Origin of the sequence: Tritonibacter aquimaris, assembly GCF_009617595.1 — a bacterium.
In the GTDB taxonomy this organism is placed as follows: domain Bacteria; phylum Pseudomonadota; class Alphaproteobacteria; order Rhodobacterales; family Rhodobacteraceae; genus Epibacterium; species Epibacterium aquimaris.
Genome location: NZ_WIXK01000002.1, coordinates 125,807 through 147,281 on the forward strand (window position 1 = coordinate 125,807; position 21,475 = coordinate 147,281).

At 55.1% G+C, this 21,475-nt stretch carries 20 protein-coding genes; 13 read left to right on the top strand and 7 right to left on the bottom strand.

The genetic code is table 11. The features are described 5' to 3' along the window. Positions 1–53 precede the first annotated feature (53 nt). Entirely contained in the window at positions 54–779 is a 726-nt protein-coding gene (locus GG681_RS04160; protein ID WP_268968981.1) for a uroporphyrinogen-III synthase, read from the bottom strand. 73 nt (positions 780–852) lie between these two features. Here GG681_RS04160 and tsaD point away from each other — a divergent pair, with 73 nt between their 5' ends. The 5 genes from tsaD to GG681_RS04185 all read left to right on the top strand — a co-directional run bounded on the left by tsaD (position 853) and on the right by GG681_RS04185 (position 4,059). Continuing rightward, positions 853–1,950, top strand: a complete 1,098-nt coding sequence (gene tsaD / locus GG681_RS04165; protein WP_153545411.1) for a tRNA (adenosine(37)-N6)-threonylcarbamoyltransferase complex transferase subunit TsaD — start codon at positions 853–855, stop codon at positions 1,948–1,950. Continuing rightward, the gene (locus tag GG681_RS04170; protein WP_153545413.1) at positions 1,947–2,903 is read left to right on the top strand and encodes an NAD(P)H-dependent glycerol-3-phosphate dehydrogenase; all 957 of its coding nucleotides are present in this window, start codon (positions 1,947–1,949) and stop codon (positions 2,901–2,903) included. The genes tsaD and GG681_RS04170 overlap by 4 nt, the downstream gene beginning before the upstream one ends. Before the next feature lies 1 nt (position 2,904). Continuing rightward, positions 2,905–3,177 (top strand): YciI family protein, encoded by a 273-nt coding sequence (locus GG681_RS04175; RefSeq protein WP_153545415.1) that lies wholly within the window; start codon positions 2,905–2,907, stop codon positions 3,175–3,177. Then, positions 3,177–3,599 carry an EVE domain-containing protein gene (locus GG681_RS04180; RefSeq protein WP_153545417.1) on the top strand — a complete coding sequence of 141 codons (423 nt, stop codon included), beginning with the start codon at positions 3,177–3,179 and terminating at the stop codon, positions 3,597–3,599. The genes GG681_RS04175 and GG681_RS04180 overlap by 1 nt, the downstream gene beginning before the upstream one ends. Before the next feature lie 61 nt (positions 3,600–3,660). Continuing rightward, on the top strand, positions 3,661–4,059 hold the full coding sequence (locus GG681_RS04185) for a DUF1761 domain-containing protein (protein WP_153545419.1): 399 nt from the start codon (positions 3,661–3,663) through the stop codon (positions 4,057–4,059). 267 nt (positions 4,060–4,326) lie between these two features. On the opposite strand, the gene GG681_RS04190 is transcribed toward GG681_RS04185, so the two are convergent. The 3 genes from GG681_RS04190 to GG681_RS04200 form a co-directional block, all read right to left on the bottom strand. Continuing rightward, the gene (locus GG681_RS04190; RefSeq protein ID WP_153545421.1) at positions 4,327–4,668 is read right to left on the bottom strand and encodes a DUF2853 family protein; all 342 of its coding nucleotides are present in this window, start codon (positions 4,666–4,668) and stop codon (positions 4,327–4,329) included. A gap of 172 nt (positions 4,669–4,840) precedes the next feature. Then, positions 4,841–6,226 carry an adenosylhomocysteinase gene (ahcY, locus tag GG681_RS04195; RefSeq protein WP_153545423.1) on the bottom strand — a complete coding sequence of 462 codons (1,386 nt, stop codon included), beginning with the start codon at positions 6,224–6,226 and terminating at the stop codon, positions 4,841–4,843. Positions 6,227–6,324: 98 nt separating this feature from the next. Then, positions 6,325–6,639, bottom strand: a complete 315-nt coding sequence (locus tag GG681_RS04200; protein ID WP_153545425.1) for a hypothetical protein — start codon at positions 6,637–6,639, stop codon at positions 6,325–6,327. Between the two features lie 200 nt (positions 6,640–6,839). Here GG681_RS04200 and GG681_RS04205 point away from each other — a divergent pair, with 200 nt between their 5' ends. After that, the gene (locus GG681_RS04205; RefSeq protein WP_153545427.1) at positions 6,840–7,433 is read left to right on the top strand and encodes an HD domain-containing protein; all 594 of its coding nucleotides are present in this window, start codon (positions 6,840–6,842) and stop codon (positions 7,431–7,433) included. Here GG681_RS04205 and GG681_RS04210 read toward each other — a convergent pair. The 3 genes from GG681_RS04210 to GG681_RS04220 all read right to left on the bottom strand — a co-directional run bounded on the left by GG681_RS04210 (position 7,430) and on the right by GG681_RS04220 (position 9,854). Next, positions 7,430–8,587, bottom strand: a complete 1,158-nt coding sequence (locus GG681_RS04210) for a glycosyltransferase family 61 protein (protein WP_328593257.1) — start codon at positions 8,585–8,587, stop codon at positions 7,430–7,432. The two genes, GG681_RS04205 and GG681_RS04210, sit on opposite strands and share 4 nt — an antisense overlap. Before the next feature lie 9 nt (positions 8,588–8,596). After that, complete coding sequence (locus tag GG681_RS04215; protein ID WP_153545431.1) at positions 8,597–9,151, bottom strand: ActR/PrrA/RegA family redox response regulator transcription factor; 555 nt, start codon at positions 9,149–9,151, stop codon at positions 8,597–8,599. An 85-nt stretch (positions 9,152–9,236) separates the two neighbouring features. After that, a complete protein-coding gene (locus tag GG681_RS04220) occupies positions 9,237–9,854 on the bottom strand; it encodes an SCO family protein (RefSeq protein ID WP_153545433.1) in 618 nt (205 codons plus the stop codon). Between the two features lie 95 nt (positions 9,855–9,949). On the opposite strand from GG681_RS04220, the gene regB reads away from it, so the two are divergent. From regB to addA, 7 genes are all read left to right on the top strand, one after another. After that, positions 9,950–11,347, top strand: coding sequence for a sensor histidine kinase RegB (gene regB / locus GG681_RS04225; RefSeq protein WP_153545435.1), 1,398 nt, complete (start codon positions 9,950–9,952; stop codon positions 11,345–11,347). An 86-nt stretch (positions 11,348–11,433) separates the two neighbouring features. Beyond that, positions 11,434–12,984 carry a PAS-domain containing protein gene (locus GG681_RS04230; RefSeq protein WP_153545437.1) on the top strand — a complete coding sequence of 517 codons (1,551 nt, stop codon included), beginning with the start codon at positions 11,434–11,436 and terminating at the stop codon, positions 12,982–12,984. Positions 12,985–13,029: 45 nt separating this feature from the next. Next, positions 13,030–13,515 (top strand): tRNA (adenosine(37)-N6)-threonylcarbamoyltransferase complex ATPase subunit type 1 TsaE, encoded by a 486-nt coding sequence (tsaE, locus tag GG681_RS04235; protein ID WP_153545439.1) that lies wholly within the window; start codon positions 13,030–13,032, stop codon positions 13,513–13,515. Then, positions 13,502–14,497, top strand: a complete 996-nt coding sequence (locus GG681_RS04240) for an aminoglycoside phosphotransferase family protein (RefSeq protein ID WP_153545441.1) — start codon at positions 13,502–13,504, stop codon at positions 14,495–14,497. Before tsaE ends, GG681_RS04240 begins: the two co-directional genes overlap by 14 nt. Continuing rightward, positions 14,494–15,177, top strand: a complete 684-nt coding sequence (locus GG681_RS04245) for a nucleotidyltransferase family protein (protein ID WP_235899726.1) — start codon at positions 14,494–14,496, stop codon at positions 15,175–15,177. The genes GG681_RS04240 and GG681_RS04245 overlap by 4 nt, the downstream gene beginning before the upstream one ends. Next, on the top strand, positions 15,170–18,100 hold the full coding sequence (gene addB / locus GG681_RS04250) for a double-strand break repair protein AddB (RefSeq protein ID WP_153545443.1): 2,931 nt from the start codon (positions 15,170–15,172) through the stop codon (positions 18,098–18,100). The genes GG681_RS04245 and addB overlap by 8 nt, the downstream gene beginning before the upstream one ends. Next, a complete protein-coding gene (addA, locus tag GG681_RS04255) occupies positions 18,097–21,444 on the top strand; it encodes a double-strand break repair helicase AddA (protein ID WP_153545445.1) in 3,348 nt (1,115 codons plus the stop codon). Before addB ends, addA begins: the two co-directional genes overlap by 4 nt. The last annotated feature ends 31 nt before the right edge of the window (positions 21,445–21,475 follow it).

Genomic DNA, 21,475 nt, shown 5'->3' on the forward strand with positions numbered 1-21,475 from the left:
AACTTCCCTTCCAAATCTCAATAACCTTGTTGGTCAAACATTTTGCGGCGACACTACTGTGCCCGTTGACTACGCTCAAGTTGGAGCAACTCATTTGTTACGTCACAAACGCTTTTAATCATCGACATCACATCCGGCATTTGTGCTATTTTCAGTCCCCTATAGCCCAAACTATTCAAAGGTTCCGCAACAGCTGTGCTGAGTGCGACAAAATATACATGTTTTGTCTCGGTGCATTCATAAACAAATTGTTGGCTGCTGCGCGGGGAAAAAAGCGGAACTAAGCACAATTGCCCATCCTCTAGGCAGTCTTTTGCCTCAGCAGTCAGCTCTTGCGCTTGCTGATCGTATATTTCCATGCCTGCGCAGGAATGCCCTGCCGCCCGAAGCCGCGCTACAATATGGCCACGGGTGTGCCGCCCATGAAGGTGCAAAAGAACTTTGGGAGCTTCCTCTTTGCTCAGCGATGCAACCAGCTCATCCGCTGTGCGTCCCAAACATGTGGCCCGCCAGCCAAGCGCGCGGGCCTGTTCAGCCGTACGCTCACCCACGCAATAGGCCATTTTGCGCAGAGCTGTAGAACGGGAGGCGATGTCCGCCCCGTTTGAGGACGTAAATATCACCGCATCACAGGTGCTGATATCCAGTTCCTGCACCAATGGTTCAATCTTGAGAAGCGGAGAGAATACCGGGTTCACCTGCGAACGTAGCTCCGCAGGCAATTGCTCCCAAAACCGCTGTGATGCGGCGGCGGGGCGTGTCAGAAGCAGGCAAACCATCAACACCTCCCGGGATTGTTTGCAGGCGCTTATGGTGGTAGCCCCCGGACCAATTGGATGCAATGGTAACACAATGACAGAGAGTTTGACCGTACTAGGGATCGAGAGCAGCTGTGACGACACAGCCGCCGCTGTTTTGCGCAAAGCCACAGGTGAAAAAACGCAGATTCTTTCCTCTGTTGTGTTTGGCCAAACCGAACTGCACAGCCCCTATGGCGGCGTGGTGCCGGAGATTGCCGCGCGCGCCCATGCGGAAAAGCTCGACCTCTGTGTGAAAGACGCATTGAAGGAAGCGCAGCTAGGTCTGTCAGATCTGGATGCCATCGCGGTCACCTCGGGCCCCGGTCTGATCGGCGGCGTTATATCAGGTGTGATGTGTGCCAAAGGCATAGCCGCAGCCACTGATTTGCCTTTGATTGGGGTCAACCATCTGGCGGGCCACGCGCTGACCCCACGCCTGACAGACAATGTGCCTTATCCCTATCTGATGCTATTGGTGTCTGGCGGGCATTGTCAGTTTCTTCTGGTACGCAGCCCGGATGATTTCACCCGTCTCGGCGGTACAATCGATGACGCCCCGGGGGAAGCTTTCGACAAAACCGCACGCCTGCTGGGCCTGCCGCAACCCGGCGGTCCCTCGGTGCAAAAAGATGCAGAAACTGGTGATCCCAAACGATACCGCTTCCCGCGCCCATTGCTGGATCGCGATGATTGCAACATGTCCTTTTCGGGCCTGAAAACCGCATTGATGCGGATGCGCGATCAGGTCGTCTCTGAAAAAGGTGGGCTCACCCGGCAGGATCGCGCGGATCTTTGTGCGGGTTTTCAGGCGGCTGTTGTTGATGTCATGGTGGCAAAAACCCGCAAGGCGCTGGTGACCTATCTTGCGCAATCCCCCACCCAACCAACAATTGCAGTTGCTGGTGGCGTCGCCGCGAACACCGCCATTCGTGCCGGGCTTGAAACGCTATGCGCGGAACATGGCACCACGTTTCTGGCCCCACCTTTGGCCCTTTGCACCGATAATGCTGCGATGATTGCATATGCTGGTCTTGAACAGCTGCTTTCGGGCGCGGCCCCCGGCACAAACCTGACCGCAAGACCGCGATGGCCGTTGGATCAAAGCAGCCCGGCCCTGCTGGGAAGTGGTAAAAAAGGAGCCAAAGCATGAGCATCACGGTAATCGGTGCTGGCGCATTTGGCACTGCTTTGGCGATCTCCATTGGGGAATCCGCCACGCTTTGGTGTCGCGATGAAACACACGCGGCTGAAATGATTGATCACGCTGAAAACCAGCGCCGCCTGCCAGGAGCGCCTTTGCCCAGCGGCCTGACTGTGACTGCCGACCTCAGCAAAGCCTGCCAGCCGGATATCATTCTTCTTGCGGTGCCGACGCAGAAGCTGCGCAGCTTTCTGACCGAAAACGCGGCCCTGATGACGCATAAAAAGCTGGTCGCCTGCTGCAAAGGGATTGAACGTTCCAGCGGGTTGGGCCCGATTGGCGTGATCGAAGACTGTGTACCAGACACGCAGGCTGCAATTTTGACCGGGCCAAGTTTTGCTGCAGATATTGCGCGGGGCCTTCCCACTGCACTGACCCTGGCCTGCCGCAATGAGGAAACCGGCAAAACGCTGCAAGCTGCGCTTACCACCCGCAATATGCGGCTGTATCGCACCACAGATACCATTGGCGCAGAATTGGGCGGCGCTTTGAAAAACGTCATTGCCATCGCCTGTGGGGCTGTCATGGGCGCGAAACTTGGCGAAAGCGCCCGCGCAGCGCTGATGACACGGGGTTTTGCCGAAATGCAGCGCATGGCCTTGGCACTGGGCGCGCAGGCAGAAACCCTTGTTGGTTTGTCTGGGTTTGGTGATCTGGCGCTGACCTGCTCATCGGCGCTGTCGCGCAATTATCAGCTTGGGCTGGCGCTTGGCAGCCGTGACAATTTTGATCCTTCTATCACCGTTGAGGGCGCAGCCACCGCGCGCGCCGTTGAAATGCAGGCGCAATCACTGGGCATCGACATGCCGGTGACGCAAACAGTGGTCGCTTTGCTGGATCAACGCTTGACGATTGAGGACGCCGCTGCGCAACTACTTACAAGACCATTAAAAGAGGAATAAAATGCTCGTAGCTTTGATTGCGCGTGACAAGACAGATCATCTGCAAACACGCATGGACAACCGCGAAGCGCATCTGGCCTATATTCAAGAGACCGGCGTTGTTGCGCAGGCGGGCCCGCTGTTGGATCAAGACGGCAAGATGGTTGGTTCCCTGATCATTCTCGATGTCGAAGACATGGCTGCAGCCCAAGCCTGGGCCAACAGCGACCCCTATGCCAAGGCCGGCTTGTTTGAAGCGGTTGAGCTGATCACCTGGAAAAAGGTTATCGGCTGATGCGTTACTGGCTGTTCAAATCTGAACCTTCAACCTGGAGCTGGGACGACCAGCAGGCCAAGGGGGACGTAGGTGAAGAATGGGACGGCGTACGCAACTATCAGGCGCGTAACTTTATGCGAGAGATGAAGCACGGTGATCGCGGCTTTTTCTATCACTCGCAAAAGGAAAAATCAGTGGTGGGCATCGTAGAAATCTGTGCCGAAGCCCACCAAGACAGCACAACGGAAGATGCGCGCTGGGAATGCGTAGACATCAAAGCGGTGCGCGGTTTCACCAAACCGGTGACACTGGCGCAGATCAAAAGTGAAGAGGCGCTCTCCGAGATGGCATTGGTGAAAAGCGCGCGCCTTTCGGTTCAACCTGTTTCAGAAGATGAATGGCACCTTATCTGCCAGATGGGTGAGACCCGCGCCGACTGATCTGTCAGGCAATCCCCCAATTAGGGAACACTGGCTGCTCTAACACACAGGGGAAGGTGTAATGGACTATATCGGAATTTTTGCTGCCGCCGCCGCAGGTTTCATACTGGGCGCGGTTTGGTATGGGGCCCTATCAGGCCCATGGGTCAAAGCATCCGGTGTGGAATGTGGCCCTGATGGCAAACCCAAAGGTGGGATGTCGCCGATAATCTTCGCCATCAGTTTTGTTATTCAATTGGTGGTCGCAGGAATGATGCGGCACGTGTTTGCACTGTCAGGAATTGACACCCTGGGGGCTGGCTTGCTGGCCGGCGCCGGTGTTGGCGCGTTTTTCATCAGCCCGTGGATCGCATTGAATAATATGTACGCCATGCGTCCAATTACCCTGACGGCGATTGATGCGGGCTATGCCACATTGGCCTGCAGCGCGATTGGGCTGGTACTGACACTGTTTCTGTAACACATGCAAAAAGCGGTGCAGAAATCAAAATAAAAAAGGGAAGGTTCCGGGACGAACAGAACCTTCCCTTCCACCCCGCGTGCTCCGTATCCACCACACGCGTATGAAATTTCGGTTCAGCCATCCTAGCTGATAATTCAACCTACCCCGAAAGGGGCCGTTCTGCAAAAGAATAGCCCAGACAAAGCGTTTCAAATTCAGGGGATATGGACAGCAGAAAATGCGCCATGAATATCCCACCCGCATACAACGGGTGGGATTAAAGGATCAGCTATATACAGCTTCTTTTCCGAAATGCTTGGTCAGCATGTAATAGACCACAGCGCGGTATTTATTGCGCTCGGATTTGCCATAGGTCTCAATCACGGAATCGATCGCTTCCTTCAGCTCTGGCCCATCGGACAGGCCCAGTTTTTTAATCAGGAAGTTTTCTCTGACGGTCTCAAGCTCACTTTCTTGAGTGGCCGCAACAGTGGATGCATCCGCATTGTAAATCGCCGGACCACATCCAATGGTCACTTTGGTCAGCAGATCCATATCTGGATCAATGCCACATTTGTTCTTCAGATCATCTGCATACTGCGCGATCAGATCGTCTCTCTTACCCATTGCATTCTCCCAACAAAACCAGGTGCTCTTTGCGAACAATGGGCAAAGACTAGGCGCAAACCTGCGCAATACAAAGGAAAAGATTGGCCGCACTTTCCCCGGTGTTGCATTCAGAATCAAAAACCGCCCGATGTGGCACACCGGGCGGTTTTCTCAGGCAATTCAGCGCTGATTAGTAACGGTAGTGTTCCGGCTTATACGGACCTTCTGGCGTGACGCCGATGTATGCGGCCTGCTCAGGTGTCAGCTTTGTCAGCTTGGCGCCAACACGCTCCAGGTGGAGAGCCGCAACTTTTTCATCCAGATGCTTGGGCAGGATGTAGACGTCGTTGTTGTAGTCATCACCTTTGGTCCACAGCTCGATCTGGGCCAGAACCTGGTTGGTAAAGGATGCAGACATCACAAAGGACGGGTGACCAGTGGCGTTACCCAGGTTCAGCAGACGGCCTTCTGAAAGCAGGATGATGCGGCTGCCGGATGGCATCTCGATCATATCTACCTGCTCTTTGATGTTGGTCCACTTGTGGTTCTTGAGCGCGGCAACCTGGATTTCATTGTCGAAGTGGCCGATGTTGCCCACAATCGCCATGTCTTTCATCTCGCGCATATGTTCGATGCGGATGATGTCTTTGTTGCCGGTGGTGGTGATGAACACATCCGCGTCCAGCGCCTCTTCCAGCAAGACAACCTCAAAGCCATCCATCGACGCCTGCAGCGCGCAGATTGGATCGGCCTCGGTGATTTTTACCCGCGCACCTGCACCCGCCAGAGACGCAGCAGAGCCTTTGCCCACGTCACCATACCCACAGACAACAGCAACTTTACCGGCCAGCATGGTGTCAGTCGCGCGGCGGATACCATCCACCAGCGATTCCTTGCAGCCGTATTTGTTGTCGAACTTCGACTTGGTGACCGAGTCGTTCACATTGATCGCAGGGAACGGCAGCTGGCCGTTTTTCTGCAGTTCATACAGACGGTGCACGCCGGTGGTGGTTTCTTCGGACACACCAAGGATCGCATCACGGGTCTTGGTGAACCAGCCGGGGCTTAGTTTCATGCGTTTGGCGATCTGGGCCTTGATCACCTCTTCTTCTTCAGACTGCGGCACGGGAATGATGTCTTCACCCGCTTCGGCACGTGCACCAAGCAGCACATAAAGGGTCGCATCACCACCATCATCGAGGATCAGATTTGGACCTTCCGGGAACATGAAGGAGCGGTCCAGATAGTCCCAGTGCTCTTCCAGAGACTGGCCCTTGATTGCAAACACCGGGATATCTGCCGCAGCAATTACAGCTGCTGCGTGATCTTGTGTCGAAAACACGTTGCACGACGCCCAGCGCACATCAGCGCCCAGCTCCACAAGAGTTTCGATCAAGACAGCAGTCTGGATCGTCATGTGAAGCGAGCCAACAATGCGGGCACCCTTAAGTGGCTTACTGTCGCCGTATTCTTTGCGCAGAGACATCAGCCCCGGCATTTCGGTTTCAGCAATATCCAGCTCTTTTCGGCCGAATTCAGCCAGTGCGATGTCCTTGACGATATAGTCCCCGGCCATTGTAAGCTCCATTCTGGTTACGGGTTAGCTTAGGCAGGGCGTAACATCACAATGGTTTACAAGCAACGAACATGACCGGTGAAAGTACGTGCTGGTGCTTAGCTCGGAGAGCCCAGTGGCATTTTTGCAGGCAAGGCTTCAAAGAAGTCCGTTCCTGCAGCCAAAACACAGCTGACGCCGTTGGGATATGTGACGAGGAGGGTAAATGTGCCGGTTTCTTTGGAGGACCAAACTTCAACCAGCGTACTGCCCTGCTGGTCGCTTCGTAACCCACCTGCCGTCAAATGTTCTGAATATCTATCAGCCAATCTCTCTATTACCGTAGATCGGTCTGCACAATTTGCGGCCAAGGCAGGTGGTGCCGTTGCGGCCATGCCAAAAACCATACACAGGCTCAACAATCGCTTGAACATGACAAGCTCCTTTCGCTAGAGGTCAGTCTCTAGAGACGGGGCTCGCTGAGAGGTTACGCCGCCCCTCTCCATAAAAGTATTATGTGTACTTTCGGTGTAGGTTTCAATCACATCCAAGTCACACTCATGTATAACGTCAGGTTCCAATGGTGGTACGAGTCCCACCTGATGAGCGTTAAGGTTTTGGGGAGAAAGCATAAATGGCAGTCGAAGCGCGCGCGTGGCAACGGATGCTTTCTGGTCGCCGTCTGGACCTGCTGGACCCCACTCCGGTTGATATTGAAATCGAAGACATCGCCCATGGGTTGGCTTTTGTCGCCCGCTGGAACGGGCAAACGCGCGGTGATTTTGCGTATTCCGTCGCCGAACATTCCTTGCTGGTCGAAACCCTCTACGCGCGCCTCTATCCCAAAGCGCCGGTGAAATGGCGCCTGGCGGCACTGCTGCATGACGCACCCGAATATGTCATTGGCGATATGATTTCCCCGGTGAAGGCTGCGGTGGGTTCTGGCTATGATGAGCTGGATCAACGGCTGACATCTGCAATTCACATCCGTTTTGGCCTGCCTGCAGCGCTGCCCAAAACAGTTAAATCGCAGATCAAACGCGCCGACAAAATCAGCGCCTGGATGGAAGCGGTGCAGATCGCAGGCTTTTCAGAGAAAGAAGCCAACAAATTTTTTGGCCGCCCCAAACCGGAAATTATTGCAGGCCTCAGCATTGATCTGCGCCCGCCCGTCGAGACACGCACTGATTTTGTTGCCCGTCACGAAGAGCTGTTGCAGGCGCTTTAATCCTGTTCCGCAATGCGCTTGCGGCGTGCATCCTCTAGGCGCTGTTGTTTGAATCTCCGGGCTTCTACAAAGTTTTCACCTGCCCGAATGCCCTTGTTCAAAAGCATCTGTTTGCGGCGCTGCCCATTGAACGAAGACCATCTGGTGTCAGCCTCTATAAAGCCGTGTTGGGCTAGCGCCGTGCCAATCCGTTCAAGATCAAGCTCACCAAAGCTTAGCCGGCTGGAACGCTGCTGCGCCACTGGCAGCCATTCGCTGCGCAGGGCATTGATGACCAGCGGATCATTCTGGCAAAAAGCGCGCACATTTTGCACCAACTGGGCGCTGGCACCGGACTCCCGGCGCTGTATCATCGCAAGCTTCTGATCCGCACGCCCCACCATCGCAAAGAGATGCACTGCCGACCCATCTGCAGCAATAATCTGGCGCGCGGCCTTATAGCGCGCAATTTGCTCCACCAGGCTGTGCTCTTGTGGGTGGAAAATCTCATAGCCCTGTTTTTTGAGCCGCCGTTCCAATATGGCTTCGCCAATCATGCCCCCCTTGCCTAATCCAAGTTTAGAACGCGAGAGGTAGATGCGTTGAGGGCCATTCGGCTGAACGGCTTGGGCAAAATTACTTTGAAGCGCTGCTCGAAACTTTGGCGTTCCCGAAACAATCGGCCCAATGCCAAACCCTTGCCCCGGCACTATCAATTCTTCAACTTGCAAGGGCGTGCGGGTAACTTTCACATCCGTGCCAGCTGCATAATGCGCCAAAAAATCGCGCTGAAACCCACGCAGTTCGCCATCCGCAGCGGGGCGTTTTGGAATAAACAAAATCCCATCAATGGGTTTGCCCAGATGCGCCAAGGCCCAAAGCCGCGCGGTGCTTTCGACCAGAAAATGCCCGAAGTGCGCCCAAAGGACACCACCCCAGAGCCAGCGTCCTTTTAGTGTTTTGGATCTGGAAGGGAGTTCGGGTTTAACCGTGATTGGTCGATACCGCCGCCACAGCGCTGCGTGATGGCAATAACTTCCATCGGAATAAAGAACACCTGCGGCTTGTATCAGCCCGCTGGTGTTAGGGGGAACCACATGCGCCTGGGCCAAGGTGACGATTTCCTCAGACCAACCGCCTGCTGGCTGCGGTTGACCTGATGAAAACGCTCCCACACTCAATTCCTAGCGCGGGCTACGTTTGGCCAGGATCCGCTGCAAAGTGCGGCGGTGCATGTTCAGGCGGCGCGCAGTCTCGGATACATTTCGGTCACACAGCTCATAGACGCGCTGAATATGCTCCCAGCGCACCCGATCTGCGCTCATTGGGTTTTCCGGCGGCGGCGGCAATTCATCATCACCCGCCAACAACGCGCTCATGATATCTGAGGCATCCGCAGGCTTTGACAGATAATCCGTTGCGCCGATTTTCACCGCAGCAACCGCAGTGGCGATTGCACCATATCCGGTCAGCACTACAACACGGCTGTCAGGGCGTTTTTCGCGAAGCACTTCAACAACGTCGAGGCCATTGCCATCTTCAAGACGTAGATCCACAACTGCATAGGCAGGGGGGCGTGCAGTGGCGATCGCGGTTCCCGCCGCAACGGATCCCGCTGTTTCCACTTCAAAGCCGCGCTTTTCCATGGCCTTGGCCAAGCGCCGCAAAAACGGCTCGTCATCATCGACAAGCAGAAGTGTCTTATCGGGCCCAATGAGGTCTGGATCAGTTTCGGCCATGTGCTCTTTTTCTCCCAACCGGTCAGCAGCGGTTGCTGATCAGAATATTACGTAGAGCTTTCAAAGGTCAAACTGAAGCACACCATTAAGCATTCTCGACGAAGCAACCCACCCGATCTGCCATCTGTTGTGCAGTTTCTTCCCGCTTGAAGAAGTCTACAAAGCCAAGTTCTGGTAAGACCAAATAAGTGTAAGTGGAATGGTTGACCAGATAATATTCATCGTCACCATCTTGTTTTTGGTAATACGTCTTATACGCTTTGCTGGCCGCTTTGACCTGTTCGGCAGATCCTGTGAGGCCGATCAGCTTGTCGTGGATGATCTCGGAGAAGTCGGCCATAACTTCGGGCGTGTCGCGTTCAGGATCGATCGAAATAAAGACAGGTGTCGCGGATACGCCTTTTTGTGCAAGAATATCAATCGCTTCAGCATTGCGCGCATTGTCTAGTGGGCAAACATCAGGACAGAAGGTATAGCCGAAATAGATCAGCGTTGGCTCTGTCACCACGTCGGTGTCTGTAACGATCTGCCCTTTGGTATTCACCAGCTCGAACGGCCCACCAATCGCACCGGCACCGCCGGCAATCGTACTGGTGCGGCAATTTGCAAACGCATCGGTGTTCTGATTTTGCGTTGCAATCCAAGCGGCCCCAAGGCCCGCAATTGCAACACTTGCGGCCACTACGGCGAAAATTCGAGACATGGCATCCTCATATAATTTCTGCGCGGGTTGATTGAACGTTTCCCCCGCGAGACCTATCAGTATTTTTGACAGTTTCAACCGGAGCACATGGTCACATGGCTGACATACACATCAGTTTGATGAGCGGACAGGAGCGCAGCCACTGGATTCGCCTGCGCACTTTGATTCTTTTGCGCTGGGTTGCAATTTTTGGCCAGATTGCAGCGCTTTTTGGGGCGCAGCTGATATTCAAGATCGATTTCCAGGTTGAACTCACCTATCTGGCCGTAAGCATTTCGGTGATCAGCAACCTGATCGCGACCTTCGCATTCCCTGAAAACAAGCGTCTATCGGAATTCGAAAACCTGCTGTTGATTCTGTTTGATCTGCTGCAGCTTGGAATTCTGCTCTATTTGACCGGAGGCTTGAACAACCCGTTCTCGCTGCTTGTGCTAGGCCCTGTGACGATTTCCGCCACGATGATGCGCCTGCGCTCCACAATGATTGTTGGCAGCACTGCAATTCTGTTGGTGACGGCTATTTCGCAGCTTTATCGTCCGCTTGTGACCCAATTTGGCACCGAACTCCAAATGCCGGGCATCTTTATCTTTGGCAACTGGGCGGCGATTGTGATCGCGATCATGTTTATCGGTGCCTATTCCTATCGCATCAGCTCCGAAATCCGTTCCATGTCTGACGCGCTCTCGGCCACGCAGATGGCGCTCTCGCGTGAACAAAAGCTCACCGATCTTGGCGGGGTCGTCGCGGCAGCTGCGCATGAACTTGGGACACCGCTGGCAACGATCAAACTGACCAGCGCCGAGCTGATCGACGAATTGGATGACCGCCCTGATCTGCGCGAAGACGCAGAATTGATCCGCGAACAAGCCAACCGGTGCCGCGATATCCTGCAAGGCATGGGGCGCGCCGGAAAATCAGATGTGCATATGCGTCAGGCGCCACTTTCGACGGTAATTCACGAAGCCGCGGAGCCACATATGCATCGGGGCAAGACATTGCATATGGATGCGGCACCGCTGAACGGCGGCGACCTGCTGCACCCAAAGATCTTGCGCAAACCCGAAATCATTCATGGATTGCGCAATCTTGTGCAAAATGGCGTCGACTTTGCCCGCAAGGAAGTCTGGGTTCAGGCCCGTTGGGACAAAAACCAAATTGTTGTTACGATCAGCGATGATGGTCTGGGGTATCCGTCGCATCTTCTGGGACGTATTGGCGATCCCTTTGTACGCCGTCGCCGCAGCGAAAACGAACGCAGTCAACGCCCGGAATATGAAGGAATGGGCCTTGGTCTGTTTATCGCCAAAACCCTGCTGGAACGCACCGGCGCAAAGATGCAATTTGTAAATGGCAGCGATCCCTACCAAGAGCTCATTATTAAAGCCCAAGGCAAAGGTGCCATTGTCCAAGTATCCTGGCCAAGAAACAAAGTAGACGCCACACTGGGCGACAAAGCAGAACTAAAAGGAAGTAATAAAAGGATTGAAATTTAAACTATTCATATTTGATCAACCAGTTAAACTTCATTTAACCATTATGAACAACGATGCGGTATATGTGAACAAATCAAGGCAGAGACATGCAAGATATCGTTTCGGTTGAATGGCTGGTTTTGGCGGCGCTGTGCACCGCAACTGCGGCGCTTGCTGTAAAGTGGCTCTCGCCGACGCAGCAGCCAAAGCGTATGGAACATGACCTGTTGATCGGGGATGGGCGCACGGATGCCGTGTTCCTCTTTGACGACACAACGCTGATTGGCTGGTCCTCAGGCGCACGCAAGTTCATTGGTGAACACGCTGAAGAGTTCAGCTGGTCCAAACTGCGCGACCAGCTTGCCCGCAGCTATCCCGGCCTGCCACAATCCCCTTCGTTTCTGAAAGACGTGGGACCGCTGGTTCTTTCGGGCACCGAAGGCGCCGACAGCCGCGAAGCTCATTGTGAATGGATTGATGGTGTCATCCGCGTGCAACTGCGTCGCAGCACGTTGGAAGAACAGAATAAATCGCTCGACCAGGAACTGACCACACTGCGCGCGGCCGTTCATCAGGCACCCTATCCAGTTTGGCTGCAATCCGAAGAGGGCGACGTCACCTGGACCAACCTCGCTTATGATGATCTCAGCCACAAAATTCACGGGCGCGATGTGGACATGGTTGAACCGATGTTTGCCGAACTCGATGAGCCCAAATCCAGCGGCCGCCCCGAGCGCACGTCGATCACCCTTCCTGACAGCGATAAAAAGCTCTGGTATAATGTTTCAACCACAGAAACCGAGGCAGGCTGGCTTTGTCATGCCGTCGATGTAAACGCTGTGGTTGATGCTGAAATTGCTCAGCGCAACTTTGTGCAGACATTGGCAAAGACCTTTGCACAGCTTTCGATTGGTCTCGCAATTTTTGACCGCAATCAACAGCTTGTCCTGTTTAACCCGGTATTGATCGACCTGACAGCGCTGCCGGCAAGCTTCCTCAGCTCACGCCCTGATATGCTGACATTCTTTGACCGGCTGCGTGATCAACGTATGATGCCCGAGCCCAAGAACTACACCAGCTGGCGCCACCAAATGGCTGATCTTCTGGAAGCCGCTGCAGAGGGTCGCTATCAGGAAACTTGGTCAATGCCCTCTGGGTCTGTCTATTCGGTCTCTGGCCGCCCACACCCGGATGGGGCCATTGCCTTCCTGTTTGAAGATATCACCGCAGAAATCACCCTGACCCGCCAGTTTCGAACCGAATTGGAAGTGGGCCAGTCAATTATGGACCAAATGGAAGAAGCCATTGCAGTCTTTAACAAAGATGGCACCATGTCCTTTTCCAATGAGGCCTATCACGCGCTGTGGAATGTGGATCCCGAAGCCAGCTTTGCCAAAACCTCGATCATTGACGCCTGCCGCATCTGGCAGGACGTGACAGTGGCCACATCGGCCTGGGGTGCAGTACGTGATTTTGTCCTGGGAACCGAAGATCGCAACCCGTGGTGGAGCACAATCCAGCTGCGCTCTGGTGAAACGCTGACCTGCCGCGTCTGTGCTCTGCCCAATGGCACCACTTTGATCCGCTTTCACCCACAAGACCCCGTGACGCTGCCACCTGAAGAGCAGAAGTTTTTGCCTAACTCAGCCACGGAATAGCAGGATCCGCTTGCGGCTTGGGCGGGACAGGGTCATTTTGGCTCCATGACAGTTTCTGCCTTAACGCTCATGATCCCTAGCCCGGATCACATGACCAAATTGGCCCAAACAATCGCCAGCGCGCTCCGCCCTGGCGATTGTATTTTGCTGAGCGGTGATATTGGTGTCGGCAAAAGCCATTTTGCCCGTGCCGCAATACAATCACTATTGCCAACGCCCGAGGATGTGCCCTCTCCGACGTTCACCTTGGTTCAGGTCTACGACGGCCCCCTTTGTGAAATCTGGCACAGCGACCTTTATCGCCTCAGCGCCGTAGATGAGATCTATGAACTTGGCCTGGTTGATGCGTTTGATCATCACATCACATTGGTGGAATGGCCGGACCGGCTTGAAACTGAAACACCAGACCACGCGCTTAATATAGCATTTGATCTTTGCACCGTTTCAGATGACGCACGCCATCTTTCGCTGACTTGGAGCCACCCAAAATGGGCACCACTTATGAAGAAAATAACCGATGACCACGCGTGACACTCTCAAACAGAGCTTTTTGAACACAACACAATGGGCCTATGCGCGCACGTCCTCGATGACGGGTGATGCCTCAAACCGTCGCTACGACCGACTCACGCTGGGGCAAGACACTGCCATTTTGATGGATGCCGCGCCTGAGCGTGGGGAAAATGTGCGCCCCTTTATTGCGATCGATGAATACCTGCGCCAACAGGGGTTCAGCGCGCCTGAGATCTATGCGCAAGACTGCGCCAATGGGTTTCTCTTGATCGAAGATCTTGGCAATGCACGTTTCAAAGAACATGTTGCCGCGCATCCAGAAGACGAAAACCGGCTCTATCGTGCGGCGGTGGATGTCTTGTTGCATCTGCACCAGTGCCCAGTTCCCGAAGTTCCACCCTATGATACCGCAAAAATGATCGGGGTCTGCGCCCCGGTATTTGAAATCTACTGCGCCAAAACTCGTGGGGGGATTGCACCAGCCGACAGGCAGCGTCTTGAACAGGCGCTGGCGCATCTGCTGGATCAACACGCTGCTTCACCAAAGGTTCTGGTACAACGCGACTATCACGCGGAAAACCTGCTGTGGTTGCCAGATCGGGATGGAGTCGCCCGTGTGGGGCTATTGGATTTTCAGGATGCGATGATTGGCCACCCTGCCTATGATCTGATGTCCTTGTTGCAAGATGCGCGCCGGGACGTGCCTGAAACGCTCGAGCAAGAGATGCTCAGCTATTATATCAAAAACTCGGATATCGACGCAGAGGCATTTGAAAACGCTTATTGGACACTGGGTTTTCAACGGAATTTCCGCATTATCGGAGGTTTCGCCCGCCTGTCTGCAGAACGCGGCAAACCCGCGTATTTAGACTTTATGCCACGGGTTTGGGGCTATCTCGAGCGGGTGCTGAAACAGCCACTATTTGCGGAGTTTGCTCCGATGTTTTACCAACTCATCCCCGCCCCAACAGAAACAGCGCGAAAGACTCTGCTGCCATGAACGCGTTCCCAGTGATGATATTTGCAGCTGGCTTTGGCACCCGGATGGGAGAGTTGACCCAACACCAGCCAAAACCCTTGATCAGGGTAGCAGGCAAAGCGTTGATCGACCACGCCCTTGATCTGATCAAAGCCGCGCCCAGCACTCATAATCCAATAGTCGCCAACACACATTATCTGGCAGATCAGCTTCATGACCATCTGGAAGGTGTCCTGATCAGCCACGAGGCGGATGAAATCCTTGAAACGGGGGGTGGGTTACGTAAGGCATTGCCTTTGTTAGGCTCTGATACTGCGATCACCATGAACCCCGATGTGATCTGGCATGGCCCCAATCCGTTTCACGCGCTGATCAATGCCTGGCGCCCGGACGACATGGATGCGCTGCTACTATGTGTTCCGATTGAACGCACCCTGGGTCGTATCGGCGGAGGTGATTTCACCCTGGATAATCAGGGGCGGCCAAGCCGTGGGGGCAATATGGTCTATGGTGGGCTTCAAATCATCAAAACCGAAAAGCTTGCAGAAATCCCGGATACCGCGTTTTCATTGAACAAGGTCTGGGATCTGATGGCTCAGGAAAACAGGCTCTATTGTGCCGAATATGATGGAAAGTGGTGTGATGTTGGGCGTCCGGATTGCATTCCTCTGGCTGAAGAATTGATCGCATCAGATGTTTGAACACACTCAAAATCCGCGCATATTTGCAGTGCCTTGCGGCGTCGATTTCCCGCAGGCTCTTGTTGAAGGTCTGATCGCGCGCAGCAATCATCTGCCGCCGCAGGATCTGGCGCGATGCGAGGTGATTGTGAACACCTCACGCATGGCACGTCGTGTGCGGCAATTGTTTGAAACGGGGCCCGCCTTGCTGTTGCCGCGCGTTTCACTGCTTGGTGAGCTCGCAGCGCGTCATATACATTCTGATCTGCCGGACGCCCTGCCCCCGCTGCGCCGGCGGCTTGAACTTTCGCAACTGGTGTCAAAACTTCTGGATGCCCAGCCCGATCTGGCGTCACGTGCATCGCTTTATGATCTCTCAGACAGCCTCGCCACGTTAATCGATGAAATGCAGGGCGAAGGGGTCAGCACCGATACCATTCGCGCGCTGGATGTGTCGAGCATGTCTGATCACTGGGCCCGTGCGCAGGCATTCATTGGCATCGCTGATGACCTTGTGAACCTGCATGATGATGCGCTCGACAAGGAATCGCGTCAGCGCCAGATCGTGCTGGATTTGATTGCCCGCTGGGAACAGACCCCGCCCCAACACCCAATCATCCTGGCGGGGTCCACCGGATCACGCGGCACCACGCTTTTGCTTATGGAGGCCATCGCGCGCCTGCCCCAAGGTGCTGTGATCCTGCCCGGATATGATTTTGATCAACCCGATCACGTCTGGGCTGAGCTGCAGAACCCGCTGACATCAGAAGACCACCCGCAATACCGGTTCTATAAGCTCATCCAGAATCTTGATCTTTCCCCCGCGGATGTTCACCCCTGGACTGCAGCTGCCCCATGTTCTCCAGCGCGCAATCGGCTGGTATCGCTCGCCCTGCGCCCTGCACCTGTGACGGATGCGTGGATGCGCGAAGGGCCCAGATTAACAGATCTGGATAAGGCAACTGAACAGCTTACCCTGGTTGAAGCAGACAGCCCCCGCGCCGAGGCATTGGCAATTGCGTTGCGCCTACGGCAAGCTGCGGAAGATGGACAAACCGCAGCGCTGATCACACCCGATCGGATGCTGACGCGACAGGTGGCTTCTGCACTGGATCGATGGGATATCTTGCCGGATGATTCTGCAGGCTTGCCGCTGCAGCTCTCCCCTCCCGGTCGCTTCCTGCGTCATGTGGTTGCGCTGTTTACCAAACAGCTCAACCCGGATGCTTTGCTGACACTGCTTAAGCACCCGCTCACCCACAGTGGCCATGATCGCGGCACCCACCTGCTGCACACGCGCGACCTTGAGCTGAACATCCGCCGCAATGGCCCGCCCTTCCCGGATGCGGATAGTTTTGCCGCATTTGCCCACGGGCGCACGTTGACGGAAGGCTGGATTGATTGGCTCAGCGCGTGTTTTGCGGAAACACATATCTTGGGTGATCTGCCGCTGACCAAGTGGTGCGCGCACCTGCGCAGCTGCGCTGAAAAGATTGCGCAAGGCTGCAATGATGAAGGCAGCGGCGGCCTGTGGGATCAAAAAGCCGGCCGAGAAGCCGCCCGTATTCTCGAAGAACTCGAAGCATCCGCCCAATACGGCGGCGATATGTCGGCCCGTGACTTTGCCGATCTTCTTGGCGCACTCCTTGCGCAGGGTGAGGTCCGCGACCGTGATGCGCCCTATGGCTCTATCATGATCTGGGGCACGCTTGAGGCACGCGTTCAAGGTGCAGATCTTGTCATCCTTGGCGGCCTGAATGAAGGCAGCTGGCCCGAAGCCGCAAGCCCCGATCCCTGGCTCAATCGACAGATGCGCAGCCAGGCCGGGCTATTACTACCAGAGCGACGCATCGGCCTGGCCGCGCATGATTTTCAGCAGGCCATCGCCGGGCGTGAGGTCTGGCTTACCCGTTCGGAACGCTCTGACGAAGCAGACACGGTGCCATCACGCTGGCTGAACAGGCTGACAAATTTGCTTACAGGTCTGCCAGATCAAGGGGGGCGTGATGCGCTGGCAACGATGCGCACACGTGGGCAAAAATGGCTGTCCTGGGCCAAAACGCTTGAAGCGCCAACCGCTATACCACCCGCACACCGCCCTGCCCCACGCCCACCGGTGACTGCACGCCCACGCCGACTAACCGTCACCGAAATCCCAAGGTTGATCCGTGACCCCTATGCGATTTACGCGAAACATGTGCTGCGGCTGAAACCGCTGAACAGTCTGGTACACGAACCTGACGCCTTGCTGCGCGGTATTGTGGTGCACCAGGTGTTTGAAGATTTCATCAAAGCAGCCTGGGATATTCCCGCGTTGCTCACCCCGGAACGGCTGATAGAAACCGCGCGCCAGCAGCTTGAATCTGACGTGCCTTGGCCCATCGCACGCAAACTTTGGCTTGCGCGGCTGGAAGCGCTGGCCGGTGATTTCATCAATGCCGAAGCTGGTCGCCAAGCGCGCGCCGCTGATATCGCATTTGAAAGCAAGGGTGAAATCCGGCTTGATCCGCTTGATTTCTCCATCGCCTGTCGGGCTGACCGGATAGATGTGGATCAGTACGGATTTGCCCATCTGTTTGATTACAAAACCGGAAAACCACCCAGCCAGCCACAGCAGAAGAAATTCGAAAAGCAGCTGTTAATAGAGGCCGCCATGGCCGAAAATGGCGCCTTTGAAAGCGTAGGACCAACCGAGGTAAAAAGCGCAACCTTCCTAGGTGTGGGCGCAGGTCTCAGCGAAGTCACCGCCCCCTTGGACAGCGAAACCCCGGCAAAGGTCTGGGAGGAATTGCGCACCCTGATTAAGGCCTATTTCGACCCTAATCAAGGCTACAGTAGCCGCCGCATGATGCACAAAGACGACATCGCAGGAGATTACGACCACCTCGCCCGATACGGCGAATGGGATCGCAGCTCAGATACCGTGCCCGAGGTTTTGACATGAACACCCGCAATGCAGCCTCTGAGGCACAGTTTCGCGCTGCCCGCCCCGATGCCTCAACCTGGCTATCCGCCAATGCGGGCTCTGGCAAAACCAAGGTTCTGACTGATCGCGTGGCGCGCCTCTTGCTAAAAGGGGTGCAGCCGCAGCATATCCTTTGCCTGACCTACACCAAAGCCGCCGCCAGCGAGATGCAGAACCGCCTGTTCAAACGGCTCGGTGAATGGGCAATGTTGTCAGATGCCAAACTGATTGAGGCCCTCACCGACCTTGGGGCCGGCGATGCCGTCAACGAGGAAGGACTGGCGCAGGCACGTACCTTGTTTGCCCGCGCGATTGAAACGCCGGGTGGTTTGAAAATTCAAACAATCCACTCGTTTTGCGCGGCGCTCCTGCGCCGTTTCCCACTCGAAGCAAAGGTCAGCCCGCAGTTTTCCGAAATGGAAGATCGCGCCATTGCCTTGTTGCAGGCGGAAATCGTCGAAAGCTTTGCCGATGGGGCTGAAGCGCAGCTGATTGAGGCGCTTGCCCCCCATGTAAGTGACGGTGATTTTTCCTCGCTCACCAGCGCCGTTGCGCACAAACGCCAGCATTTTGAAACGCCATTGTCACGTGCTGATCTATGTGCGCTGTTTGATCTACCAGAAGGCTATGATCACGCGGCGCTTCTGGCGGATGTGTTCATTGGCGGCGAAGAAGAGCTGTTAGAGCGTTTGATCGAAGTGCTGAACACTGGCGGCGCAAATGACCAAAAGGCTGCGGCAAAGCTAAGCACGATAAAATCCGTCGAACTATCGGTTTTATCCTTGTTAGAGAGTGTTTTCCTAACCGGAGCCAGTGCCAAAGAGCCATTCAGCGCCAAAGTCGGCAGTTTTCCCACCAAAAAACTACGGGTTGAGCATCCAGATCTTATGAGCCGAGTGGAGCCGTTTATGTTGCGGGTAGAAGATGCGCGCAGCAAACGATTGGCCCTCGCAGCGGTGCAGAAAACGCATCTTCTGCATCAATTCGCGGCGCTATTTCTGCCCGAATATGAGCGGCGCAAACAGTTGCGCGGCTGGCTCGATTTTGACGATCTCGTGCTTAAGGCCCGCCAGTTGCTCAATGATCCCGCTGTGGCCGCATGGGTGCTATATCGATTGGACGGCGGCATCGATCATATCCTTGTCGATGAGGCACAAGACACCAGCCCGGTACAATGGGATGTGGTGGAAAAACTCGCACAGGAATTTACTGCGGGTGAAGGCGCGCGCTCACAAGTGGAGCGCACGATCTTTGTTGTGGGCGATATGAAACAGTCGATCTACTCCTTCCAAGGGGCTGATCCGGACGCGTTCTTGCGGATGCAGCAGGAGTTTGGCCACCGCCTGTCTGAGGTGGGATCGCAGCTGCAAACCACATCGCTTGAATATTCCTTCCGTTCCTCTGCTGCGATCCTTGGATTGGTGGATGAGATTTTTCAGGGCAACACCGGTGCGGGCTTTCAAAAAGATGCACTGCACCGCGCGTTCAAAACTGACTTGCCGGGGCGGGTTGATATTTGGCCCGTGGTTGAAAAGGTCACAGACGACGAAGATCAGGATTGGACCGATCCGGTTGATCGCCCCGGAAAACGCCACCATACGGTGATCCTTGCAGAAAATATCGCTCGTGAAATCAAACGGATGATCGATGATCGCGAGACCATCCCCTGTGATGGCACCGAACGGGGAAGTTTTGCGCGCCGTCCGGTTGAGCCCGGCGATTTTCTCATCCTGGTGCAACGCCGATCAGAGCTGTTTTCCGAAATCATCCGTGCCTGTAAGGCCGCTGATCTGCCAATTGCCGGCGCCGACCGGTTAAAAGTTGGTGCGGAACTGGCGGTAAAAGACATCGCGGCGCTGCTTTCGTTTCTGGCGACACCTGAAGACTCGCTCTCGTTGGCTGCAGCTTTGAAATCGCCGCTGTTTGGCTGGAGTGAGCAACAGCTCTTTGACCTCGCGCACCGACGCGACACGCCATATCTTTGGACGGCTTTGCGCGGGCGCGCAGATGAGTTTCCCGAAACGCTTGCAGTCCTAAATGATCTGCGCGATCAGACCGATTTCTTACGCCCCTTTGATCTTATTGAGCGCATTCTGACGCGCCATGATGGACGCAGACACCTGCTTGGTCGTCTTGGCATCGAGGCAGAAGATGGGATCAACGCGCTTTTGTCACAGGCGCTTTCCTATGAGCGCAGCGAAGTGCCCAGCCTCACCGGTTTTCTCACCTGGATGCAGGCGGATGATTTGGAAATCAAACGTCAGATGGGCGCAGTTGGTAATATGGTCCGGGTGATGTCGGTGCATGGTTCCAAAGGGTTGGAAGCCCCGATTGTAATCTTACCAGATACGGCAAAACGCCAGGCCCCCCGGGATGATGAAATCCTTCTGGCCCAAAATACGCCTGTGTGGAAACTGCCCAAGGAGCAGATGCCACAAGCAATGCGTTCAGCACGCGATGCCGCGCAGGAGAAGCTCACCAATGAACGGCTCCGCCTGCTATATGTGGCTCTAACTCGGGCGGAAAAATGGTTAATCGTAGCCGCCGCCGGCGATCTCTCAAAAGAGGGAGACAGCTGGTACCAGCTTGTTGAAGCCGCAGCGCGTGCACGTGGTGCCACGGAAAATGGCGAACAAGGCCTGCGGCTGAGCCATGGTGATTGGGAGGGGCTGGAGCTAATTTCCCCAACCACGCACGAAGAAACCACCCTGCCCTTGCCAGGTGTTTTCACCCAATCTGCCCCAGATTATCACCCGCCAACCGCAACGATCAGCCCCTCGGATCTTGGGGGCGCAAAGGCGCTATTTGGCGAACAGGGATTGGATGAAGAGGCCGCCAAGGCACGCGGCTCGGCACTCCACCTTTTGCTTGAGCACCTTCCAGATACCGCACCAGAAAACTGGGACGCTTTGGCGCATCGCTTGATTGGAGATCGCGATGACCTGGACGAGCTGTTGGCAGAGGCGCGCAACGTGGTCACGGCGCCAGAATTGGCACAGATCTTTGCCCCTGACACTTTGGCCGAAGTTCCGATGAGTGCTAATTTTTCTGGTCGACGCATGTACGGGATTATCGACCGGATTGTGATCCAGGATGACTGCATTCTGGCAGTGGATTTCAAATCAAACGCGGTGGTTCCAACGACAGCATCGCAATGCCCTGAAGGAATTTTGCGGCAGATGGCAGCCTATGCGCATGGGCTGCGGCAAATCTATCCGGATCATAAAATTGAAACCGCGATCCTCTGGACGCGTGATGCCAAACTCATGAGACTTCCACACGATCTTGTGTCAGAACCCCAGTTCCAGCCTCTGGAACCTTGACGATCTGGGGCGCGCTACCTAGGTTCCAGTT